This window comes from Demequina ureilytica (assembly GCF_048553575.1).
In the GTDB taxonomy this organism is placed as follows: Bacteria; Actinomycetota; Actinomycetes; order Actinomycetales; family Demequinaceae; genus Demequina.
Map to the genome: position 1 here is coordinate 163,254 of NZ_JBLZIE010000004.1, position 10,526 is coordinate 173,779.

At 67.0% G+C, this 10,526-nt stretch carries 6 protein-coding genes; 2 read left to right on the forward strand and 4 right to left on the reverse strand.

The window, feature by feature from the left end; translation table 11 throughout:
* Positions 1 to 12 precede the first annotated feature (12 nt).
* Positions 13 to 5,736 carry a LamG-like jellyroll fold domain-containing protein gene (locus ACNI3K_RS12845; protein WP_419392307.1) on the reverse strand — a complete coding sequence of 1,908 codons (5,724 nt, stop codon included), beginning with the start codon at positions 5,734 to 5,736 and terminating at the stop codon, positions 13 to 15.
* 150 nt (positions 5,737 to 5,886) lie between these two features.
* Positions 5,887 to 6,585, reverse strand: a complete 699-nt coding sequence (locus ACNI3K_RS12850; protein ID WP_419392308.1) for an NADPH-dependent F420 reductase — start codon at positions 6,583 to 6,585, stop codon at positions 5,887 to 5,889.
* A 58-nt stretch (positions 6,586 to 6,643) separates the two neighbouring features.
* Between ACNI3K_RS12850 and ACNI3K_RS12855 the strand changes: the two genes are divergently transcribed.
* Together ACNI3K_RS12855 and ACNI3K_RS12860 are read left to right on the forward strand one after the other, a co-directional pair.
* Positions 6,644 to 7,480 carry an HAD hydrolase family protein gene (locus ACNI3K_RS12855; RefSeq protein WP_419392309.1) on the forward strand — a complete coding sequence of 279 codons (837 nt, stop codon included), beginning with the start codon at positions 6,644 to 6,646 and terminating at the stop codon, positions 7,478 to 7,480.
* 93 nt (positions 7,481 to 7,573) lie between these two features.
* Positions 7,574 to 9,094, forward strand: coding sequence for a DHA2 family efflux MFS transporter permease subunit (locus ACNI3K_RS12860; RefSeq protein WP_419392310.1), 1,521 nt, complete (start codon positions 7,574 to 7,576; stop codon positions 9,092 to 9,094).
* Positions 9,095 to 9,116: 22 nt separating this feature from the next.
* Here ACNI3K_RS12860 and ACNI3K_RS12865 read toward each other — a convergent pair whose 3' ends face one another.
* Both ACNI3K_RS12865 and ACNI3K_RS12870 read right to left on the reverse strand, forming a co-directional pair.
* Positions 9,117 to 9,599, reverse strand: a complete 483-nt coding sequence (locus tag ACNI3K_RS12865; protein WP_419392311.1) for an NUDIX hydrolase — start codon at positions 9,597 to 9,599, stop codon at positions 9,117 to 9,119.
* A gap of 4 nt (positions 9,600 to 9,603) precedes the next feature.
* Complete coding sequence (locus ACNI3K_RS12870) at positions 9,604 to 10,365, reverse strand: SGNH/GDSL hydrolase family protein (protein ID WP_419392312.1); 762 nt, start codon at positions 10,363 to 10,365, stop codon at positions 9,604 to 9,606.
* Between the last annotated feature and the right edge of the window lie 161 nt (positions 10,366 to 10,526).

Consider the following 10,526-nt stretch of genomic DNA (forward strand, 5'->3'; position numbering starts at 1 on the left):
GGCAACGTCACGTCAGGTGACCCCGCGTAGCGGTATAGGAACGCCGCNGAACGGAGACTGAGCCGGCAACGTCACGTCAGGTGACCCCGCGTAGCGGTATAGGAACGCCGCCATCGCATCACGAGTGATGGAGTTGAACGGACGGAACTCCGTACCGTTCTCCGTCTCCCACCCCTGCGTGATGCCACGACCAGCAAGCCACATGATCGAGTCGTAGTGCTCCAGCGACTCGTCCACATCCGTGAACTCGATAGGAACGGTCGTGTCCACCACGTTCACCGTGGCGGTGACGTAGATGGCAGTCGAGCTGTAGAGCTCCTTGCCCGGGGCGTTCCACGCGGTCGAGCCACCATCACCCACCCACTGGTTCAGGTTGCCGGCCAGCGTGTTCTGCAGCGTGCCCGTCACGACGTAGCTGCCGGTGCTGTTGGCATCCACACTCGAGAGGTTCCAATCGACGGGGAACTCCTCGACACCTCGGTCGTAGTGCAGCTCTGCCGCAGCGGTGCTGGGTAGTGCCGACTCGATCGATGCGTTGGAGGAACCGAGCTCCACGTCGACATCTGCCACCGGACCGTCGGCGACGGCCTCGTCAGCATCGGCACCGCGGAGCCTGTCGTACTGCTCCTTGGTGAGACCGATGATGCCACCGTGCTTGGTCGAGTCGGCCATGTAGAAGTCCGGGCTGTCGAGCAACGACCACGGGTCCTCCGCGTCGAGGTCGGTCGAGACCAGTGGCTGGTAGCCGATGGTCGGAATGACGTCCACGTAGAGGAACCAACGGTCCTCGTTGTGAGCCTTGAACATCGCCGGACCTTCGACGCCGCCCGGGTCTCCCCCGGCGTACTCCGCGCCCAACTCGTCCTGGGTTAGGGTCCACTCAGCCGTCGGTAGCCACCACTCGGTGGCGTCGGTGTACTCCATGTACAGGCCGGTGCCGGTCCCGTTGTCCTTGGTCACCCGGTAGGTACGGCCATCCTCCTGGAGGATCGTCGTGTCGATGGTGTTGTGACCCTCGTCGATGAACGTGCCACCGAACTCGTAGGTGTCCTGGGTGAAGTCGGGCGTGGCGCCCCACATCACGTTGTGGACACCGCCGACGTTCGAGGACCAGTACATGACGAACGCGCCGTCGCCCTGACCGTAGTAGTCGGGAACCCAGGTCGCCTCGGGGGCCCACATCATGCCCATGTTCGGGGCGTCGGGGTCGGGGTTGCCTGCGGAGTCGAGCGATACGTCGAACTGACGGTGGTTGCCCCAGTTGACCAGGTCCGAGGACTCCCAGACGTTGACGTTGGTGTAGTGGTTGGAGCTCCAACCACCCCATCCGGCGTCATCGCCGCCGAAGACTCGCAGGTCGGTGGCGATGATGTAGTACGTCTCCGTCTGCGGGTTGTAGGTGATGTATGGGTCGCGCACACCGGTCGTCGTCTCGTTCGATGCGAGGATCGGCTCCCCACCGTTCAGCGGGTCCCACTGCTCCGGGTTGTTGCCGCGCGAGATGTCGAGATAGATCTTCTCGGCATAGCCATCCGGGTCCTCGATGAAGTGGACCATCAGGTAGCCGTAGTCGTCATCCTGAGCAGGCACGGGTTCAATCGTGACCGTGATGTCCTTGGTCGCCGTGGCACCGCGGACTGTCGCACGGGCCGTCAGCGTGCCCGTCGTGGCAGGTTCGCCCACGGCAGGCTGGGTAGCGGTCGCCGTCAACCCGTCGGCGCCGATGACGACGTCGGGGGTCTTGGAGGTGTACGTGACCGTGCCGTCGTAGTCAGGCAGCACCGTGACTCGGTCAGTGAGGGTCTTGTCGCCGACGCCGTCGAGCAGCGCCTGTGCGTAGCCCTCGATCTCCGCCTCGTTGAGAGCTGCATCCTCATCCGCGATGACTGCCACCTCGGAATCGTCGAGCGCGCGGTCATACACGCGGAACGCGGCAACCTCTCCCTGGAACAGCGGGTCGGGCCATGGCGCGTAGCCGATCGCCGAGAACGACTGGTCTTCGATGTCGGAGGGTGTCCACGGCATGGGGCCCGTGTTCGCGAGCATGCCGTTGATGTACACGGATGCGGTGCCGGCTTCGCCATCGATCACGGTCGTCAGGTTGACCCACTCGCCGGCCGAGATGGTCTGGCCGGACTGCACGAGTGTCTCGCTGTCGTCGTTCATGATGCCGACCAGCGGTGTGCGGCTGTTGGACTGGTTCACCGAACCGAAGAAGTAGTCGGTGTTGTCGTTCTGCGCACCGAAGTTCCACAGGAAGTGGAAGCCCCCGAGCGACGTCGCCGAGGCCTTGACCTCGGTCGTAATCGTCGCCGATTCGGCACCGGTGAGCATGTTGTCCGGCAGGCGAACGTAGTCGCCCGTACCGGTCTTCGAGCCGCCACGCATGATCAGCGAGGTGCCCGTCCAGTCGGAGTCGAGGCCGCGTTCGACGGTCGCGTCTCCGAAGGTCGAACCCGGCGCCGTGTTTGGCACGGCCGTTCCGGTGGTCTGGTCGAAGATGTACTCCGCCTGCAGCCCGTCCGTGACGGGCTCGCCGTTCACGTCGACCGTGATGGCGACGTTCCGCAGCGAGGGCATCAGCTCTTCCTCGCGCTCGAGGTTGAGGCGAGGCAGGCCATCCGCGGCCCAGTGCACCCGGTGGATGTACATGTCGCGGCCGGTGCCTCCAGCGTCGGTGCGCGCATGGAACACCCACAGCAGGTTGCCGTCCTCATCTTCCGACCACATACCGTGACCGGGTCCGAGCAACCAGTCGTCCTCGTAGGGCTCAGACTTGTGGAACGGGTAGTTGTACTTGGTCCATACGCTCGGGTCCGTGAGATCCGCCCCGGACGGCGCAGTCGACAGACCGGTGGCGTAGGTGTTGCCCACCAGCGAACCCGAGTAAAGCAGGTACACGGTGCCGTCCTTGATGTAGACGTTCGCGCCCTCGGCGATGGTGTTGTCCCACGAGTACACCGACGGGACGATGCGGCTTGGGGTCGACGTCAGCGTGTAAGGGTCCGCCGGGTCGAACGTGGCGGCGTACACCGAGCCGAGCATCTGCCAGGCGTAGTAGTGCGTTCCCTGGTCCTCCCAGTAGGTCATGTCCAGCGAGATGCCCGACTGCGTGTTGAGGGGGTCACCGTTGGCACGAGTGACGTACGTGGCCTCAGTCCAGTTCTCCGGCACCGTCGGGTCAAGGTGGTTGCCCTCGCCGTCCTGCTCCAGCTGGATGATGCTCGCCCGTCCAGTGAAGATGTCGGAGCTGTAGCACGGCATGAAGTAGATCGACAGCTTGCCGCCGACCATGTGCATCTCAGGGGCCCAGAAGCACCCCCACATCGAGTTGCCGTAGGCGTCGAGCGTTCCCCTCGACAGGATGTCGACCTCCTCGACCTCGCCCGCGTCGAGCGCCTCGTCGGACAGCCCCGCGACCGAGTCGGCCATGCGCAGCGGGAGTCCTGTGGGCTGACCGCCGTTGTTGACGGGGTCGAGGTTGAGGTCCTTGGTGGCGATCATGATGTACTTCGTCTCGCCGTTGTAGTCGAACTTGAAGGCCGTCGGATCGGCGCGCTCGACGGCGAAAGGCGTCGCGTAGTCCGGCTGTCGAACAGTGCCCTCGACCACGTACTGGCCCGGAACCGAGGTGTCCACCGCGGCGATGTCAGCCGCGTCCCAGGTGATACCCAGGTCCGCGGTGGAACCATCGCTGTAGTCGAGGTCGATCATCTCGGGCAGATCCGCCTCGGAGAAGGCGTCGCCCTGCTCAAGGTCGATGTCGTTCAGGTTCGACGCGCCCGTGTTCACGATGGGCTCGAAGCGCACCTCGAGAGCGTCGGCGACGTCGGAGGTCACGGGGATCGCGTTGCCACCCGCGTAGTTGGCGACGCCGGTGTCCGTCACGCCATTGCCGATGATCGGCACAGCGCCGCGCAAGACCGGCCCCTGATCGGTGGCCGGGTCCAGGCTCGCGAAGGTCGTGTACATCGAGGCACCCGCGCCTGACGTCCAACTGATGACATAGCGGTCCGAGGCGCTGTCGTACACCGCCGCCGGGTTATTGACGCCGTTAGTCACGCCGAGGTCGATGAGGCCGACCTCCTCATACGAGAGCAGGTCGTCGGATCGCGCAAACAGCACCGAACTGGCCTGCGTGCCGTCCGAACCACCGGTCCGGTTGACACGCGTCGCGACGATTCCGTAGCTGCCGTCCTCAAGGTAGAAGAGATGAGGGTTGACGAGCGTGCGCAAGATGCCGCTCGTGGTCCCGCCCGATGCGGGGGTCTGGGACGTTTCGGCGAAGAAGATGCCGTAGTTGTCGAACAGCGGCGACCAGCCGGAACCGTCGCTCAACGCGAGGTGCATGCTGCGAGCGATGTCGCCGTTGTTGGCGACGTTGTCACTCGTGGGCGTGCGGTGGTACGCGAGGACGTCGCGCGAGCCGTCGGACGGAAGCACCATCACCGCGAACTCGCGGGTGAGGGTCTCCGACGAGGAGTCGTCCTCGAGGACGGCGGTAACAGTTGCGGCGGTCGGCTCGGTCGCGGTGGAAATGATCGCGCCGTCGACCAGGCTGATGCCTGTGCCCGTGGCCTCCACGCTCGAAGCAGTGACGCCGTCGGGGGCTGCCGGCAACTCAGTGCCGGAGGCGACCACGGAGGGCACGACCCACCTTGTGGCCAGACGCGCGAGGCGCTCCGCGGGGGTTTCGTCCGAGGGCTCGACGGTGACGGTGATGGTCTCGGTGGCCTGTTGGCCACGAACGTTGACCGTGGCGGTCAGCTGAGCAGTGGCGTTCGGCTGTCCCTGCGCGGGCTGCGTCACAGTGCCATCGGCGGTGACGACGGAGGCGTCGCTGGTGGTCCACGTGACCTGTCCGTTGGCCGTGGGCAGGTTGATGTGGTCGGCGGTGGTGATGTCCGCCAGGTTCAGGCCGTCGAGCACACCCTGGGCCTGCGCCGCGAAGGCTGCGGAGTGGATCTCGGCGTCCTCGGCAGAGACTGCGGCGACCTCAGTGGCGTCGAGCACGCGGTCGTAGACGCGGAACGCGGCGATCTCGCCCTGATACAGGGGGTCCGGCCATGCGGGATAGCCGATCGTGGTGAACGACTGATCCTCGATGTCGGACGGGGTGTGTGGCATGGGACCGGTCTGGGCCAGCTCGCCGTTGATGTAGACCGAGGCGGTCCCGGATGCGCCATCGACAACGGTGGTCAGGTTGATCCATTGGTTCGCGGTGAGCGTGCGACCCGACTGCACGAGGGTCTCGCTGTCGTCGTTCATGATGCCCACGAGCGACGTGCGGTTGTTGGACTGATTGGTGGATCCGAAGAAGTAGTCAGTGTTGTCGTCCTGCGCACCGAAGTTCCACAGGAAGTTCCAGGTCGACAGCGCGGTCGAACCAGGCTTGACCTCGATCGAGATCGTTGCGGACTCCGCGGAGGTCAGCATGTCGTCCGGGAGGCGCACGTAGTCACCGGTGCCGGTCTTGGAGCCGCCGCGCAGGCGCAGGGAGGTGCCGAGCCAGTCCTCGTCGGTGCCGCGTTCCACGGTCGCATCGCCGAATGTCGATCCTGCAGCCATGTTGGGCACCGCCGCGCCGGCGGCCTGATCAAAGATGTACTCCGCGATCAGCCCGCTATCGGGCGCGTCGGCTGCGGCTGCGGAGCCGACGGCCGTAACAGCCACCGTTCCCAACACGCTGATGCCGGCAATAGTTGCCACCGTCTTCTTGAAGACGCGACCGTCCATGTTCCACTCCTCTTTGAGTTCCAGCCCAGGGTGATAGTTCTTCGCCGCGATTCCGCTACGGCACCATCGCCCAAATGTTATCGTTAACACACACCGGAGGCTATTCCCCGGATGTGCCGATGTCAAGGCATCAAGCAGGTCGGGCCGGCGTCACTTCTGGTCGCCGCCGCGAGCCCGCGCCACCACTCGTCCGCGCTGCGAATTCCAGAACCGCGCGAGCATCTCGCGCGCCTCCTCAGCCCCCGCATCGGCGCCGAACAACTCGGTGCCAGGCTCAAATCGCACACCTTCGGCGAGCGGCCCCGCAGGCACCGGCTCGAAGCCCAGGGCATCGATCAGGACACCGACGGCCGCTACATCATCGGCGTCGTCCCCCGCGATTGCCATGCCGAGCCGGTCCGGGTCCCCCGCCGGTCGCGCGAGCTCCTCAAGTGCGTACCCGCTCACGTGACCCAACGCCTTCACGACTCGCGAACCCGCAAGGTGAGCCTGCAGGATCTCCGAGGTCGACGTCGTGGGATCGTCGAGATCTGGGCGCGCGCCGTCGAGCTCCCACCAGTAGTTCATGGCGTCGACCACCAGCGCGCCCTGCAACGCATCCACGGGCAGCTGCCGGTAGCGGCCCATCGGGATCGCGAGCACCACGATGTCGGCTCGCGCGGCCTCCTCGACGGACACCGCACGAGCGCCCGGGGCGGCCGCCTCGACTTCGGCACGTATCTGCTCGGGCGGTCGCGAGGCCGCGACGCGCACTTCCAGCCCGGCTGCTCGTCCGAGCACCGCGATCGCGCGGCCGATGCGACCGGCACCGATCACTCCAAGCGTGGTCAGATCTGTGGTCGAGGTCACGTCCGTACCCTAGGCGATCACGCGATGAGCGAAGGGCCGCTCTCGGTAGGCTGGAGAGATGCCCCCTGTCGCTTCGTCCCCCCGCGCCATCTTCCTCGACATCGACGGTACGTACGCCTCTCACGGCGTGGTGCCGCAGGAGCACGTGGACGTGGTGCGGCGCGCCCGGGCGAACGGTCACCGCGTGCTGCTGTGCACCGGTCGTGCCCGCTGTGCGGTCTCTCCGCGCCTGCTTGCGGCTGGCTTCGACGGCGTCGTGGCAGGAGCAGGGGCCTACGCCGAGATCGGGGGCGAGGTGCTGCGCGACGAGGTCTTCCCCGCTGCTCTCGCCCGACGCTCCGTCGACGCCCTCGCACAGTACGGCGCCGTCGCGATGCTCGAGTCCACGCAGGCGCTGTACGCGATGCCCGCCACTCGGGATGCCATGGAGGAGCGCGCCCATAGGCCCGGAACTCCGGGCCCGCAGGCCGCGCTATGGGATGACCTGCGCGACGCCAGGCAGGTGGTCGACACCCTCCATGGTCTCGCCTTCGCAAAGGCCGTCACGCTGTCCGCCAATGCGAACCTCTCCGAGGTCGCCGCGGCCATCGGCCCGGAAGTCGCGGCCATCGAGACCTCGATCCAGGACCTGGGCCGCGGAGCCGGCGAGCTCTACCTGGCCCATGTGACCAAGGCGGTGGGCATCGCGGCGGTCGTCGAGCGTCTGGGGATCACCGCCGCGGATGTGGTCGCGGCGGGGGACGGGCCGAACGACATCGAGATGCTCGAGTACGCGGGCACGGCGGTGGGAATCGCGGGAGGGCACCCCGACGTTCTCTCTCTCGCTGACGTCGTCGCCGAAGGCCCGCAGAGCGCTGGCCTTGCCGCCGCTTTCGCGGACTTGGGCCTCGTCTGACGTCAGCCCACCACGGCCCAGGGCTGCGGTGCCACAATGGGAGCAGTCGGCGCCAACCGCGCCGGCGCCCCACAAAGCAGGAATGGTCCCCGCATGCCTGACACACCTAGCACCCCTGCCGTCACGGGTGCACCGCAGTCGGTCTCGCGCCGCGACGAGATCGTGATGCGCGTGCTGATCGTGTCCGCGTTCACCGTGATTCTGAACGAGACGATCATGGGCGTCGCGATCCCGCACCTGATGAACGACTTGGGCATCACGGCGATCGCCGCACAATGGCTCACCACGGCCTTCCTGCTCACGATGGCCGTCGTCATCCCCATCACCGGCTTCCTACTCCAGCGCTACCCCACGCGGCCGCTGTACATCGGCGCGATGTCGCTGTTCGTGGCGGGCACCACGCTCGCCGCGCTCGCGCCCGGATTCGAGGTGCTGCTGGTCGCGAGGGTCATCCAGGCGGGTGGCACCGCGGTCATGCTGCCGCTGCTGATGACCACGGTGATCAGCCTGGTCCCCGAGCGCGAGCGCGGACGCCGCATGGGCACCATCGGCGTCGTGATCTCCGTGGCCCCGGCCCTCGGCCCCACCATCTCCGGCCTGATCCTGTCCGTGCTGCCCTGGCGGTTCCTGTTCGTCTTTGTGCTGCCCGTCGCACTCACCGTGCTCGTGTTCGGCATCCTGCGCATGCGCAGCACGAATGAGCCCCGCAGGTCGCGGATCGACGTGCTGTCGGTTGCACTCTCCGCAGTCGGCTTCGGCTCCCTCGTGTTCGGCCTCAGCCTCATCGGCGAGTCCGCTGCGGGCGACCTCGGGCCCGCACTACGCGCGATCGCGGTCGGCATTGCGGTGCTCGGCCTGTTCGTGTGGCGGCAGATAGCACTGCAGCGCCGCGATGTCCCGTTGCTGGACCTGCGCGTGTTCAAGGTACGCACCTTCTCCATTGCCACTGCGATGTTCGTAGTGAGCATGATCGCTATGTTCGGCACGATCATTCTCCTGCCGCTGTTTATGCAGAACGTGCTCGACCTGAGCGTGCTGTCCAGCGGGCTGCTGCTCCTGCCAGGCGGGCTCACCATGGGACTGCTGGCGCCCGTCATCGGGCGCGCCTACGACCGCATCGGTCCCCGGCCCCTGCTGCTGCCCGGGACTGCACTGATCGCCACGGCCTTATGGGCGATGGCTCTGACGCTGAACCCCGCGACTCACTGGTCGGTGCTGCTCGCAAGCCACGTCACGCTCAGCGTCGGTCTCGCGCTCGTGTTCACCCCGCTGTTCTCCGCGAGTCTCGGGTCCCTGCCACGGCGTCTGTATTCGCACGGCTCGGCCACGGTGTCGACCATGCAGCAGGTGGCAGCCGCCGCGGGCACCGCACTGTTCGTCTCGACCATGACGGCGGTGGCATTGAGCGAGGCCGATGCCGGGGTCGGCTCGGTCCCCGCCGAGGCCGCCGGCATTCGGGCGGCGTTCCTGGTGGGCGCGATCCTTGCGACGCTCGGCATCGGTCTCGCGACGCTGGTCCGCCGTCCCGAGTCGGCCGAGGGGCAGATCGCCACGGGCACGCCAGCCGATGCGGTGGCGGCGGGCGACGAGGGCGCGTCGCTCCCGCTTCACTAGTGGGAGCGCTCCCCCACCCCGGTCACCAGCTGAACGTCGCCACATCGGATCCCTCGACCGCAGCGCTGACGCGCAGGCGCATGTCCTCCGACATGTCGGGGAGTGCGTCGAGGTCGAACCACTTGGCCTCGGTGTTCTCGCCGTCGGCGGGATAGGGATCGCCGCTCACGTATCGGAATCGGAACGTGAGGTCCAGATACTGGGAGCGGTCGCCGTTGTCGTAGGTCATTGGCTCGAGCGCGTGCACCCTTACCAGCGCCTGGGGCTCGGCCACGACGTCGGCCTCCTCGAGCACCTCGCGAGCGCCAGCGACCGCCGGCTGCTCGCCGGGGTCGATGATGCCGGTGACGGGCGTCCACGCACCGGTGTCGGTGCGTCGCACCAGCAGCGCCTGGCGCGCGCCGTCGGGTCCCTCGCGCAGCACCACCGCGGTGACGCCGGGGAGCCACAGGAGGTCGTTGCCTATCCTCTCTCGCAGGCTCAGGACGAAGTCGGGAGTCGCCATAGGCTCACTCGGCAATCGGGTCGATGCGCGACCAGTGCGCGTACTTGGGCTGCCTGCCATCTCCCGAGGACCGGCGGGCTACTCGGCGCGCGAGCCACGGCAGGACGTACGTCGCGTAGTACCGCGCCTCAGCGACAGGCCCCGCCGCAGGGACGTGAGTGTCGCCGGCCTCGGGGAGCTCGGTGGGAACGCCCAGGGCGGTGAGCACGCGTGCGGCGACCCGACTATGTCCCAGCGCGTTCAGGTGGAGCCGGTCGGGCGACCAGTACGGCGCACGGCGAAGCTCCTCGTCGGACCAGTTGTCGACGAACGTGATCTCGGGGCGCGCCGCGGCGAAATCGCGCGTTGCGGCGAGGAACTCGTCGCCCCTGCGTTTGATCAAGGAGCCGCGAGGCAGTCGCTCGGTGGGGTCGCCCCCGCTGAGGATCACGAGAGCCACTCGTTCCTCGATACATCGGTCCGCCACGCGCGTGGCGTAGTCCATCACTCGTTCGACGCCGAACCCGGGGCGCATCATGTCGTTGCCGCCGCCGTTGAAGGTCATCAGCGTCGGCCGCGGGTCCAGCGAGAGCGCGGCCTCGAGCTGGTCCTCGACGATCGGCGCGATCAGGCGGCCCCTGATCGCGAGGTTCGAGTAGTACAGCGGTTCGGCACTTGACTGTGCAAGCCCGGCAGCGACCAGGTCCGCCCACCCGCGCAGCGAGCCGTCGTCGAGCCGATCTCCGACACCCTCGGTGAAACTGTCCCCGATCGCCGCGTAACGCATGTCTCGAGACTATCCCTTGGCCGGTGGAACACAGTCGAGGCCCCGCCTGCATCATTCGCAGACGGGGCCCCGGCCTTGGTTCGTCCTAGTCCTGCAGGTTGTCGTAGCGGTTCAGGAACGCCGCCATCGCATCACGAGTGGTCGAACGGTAGGGAAGGAAC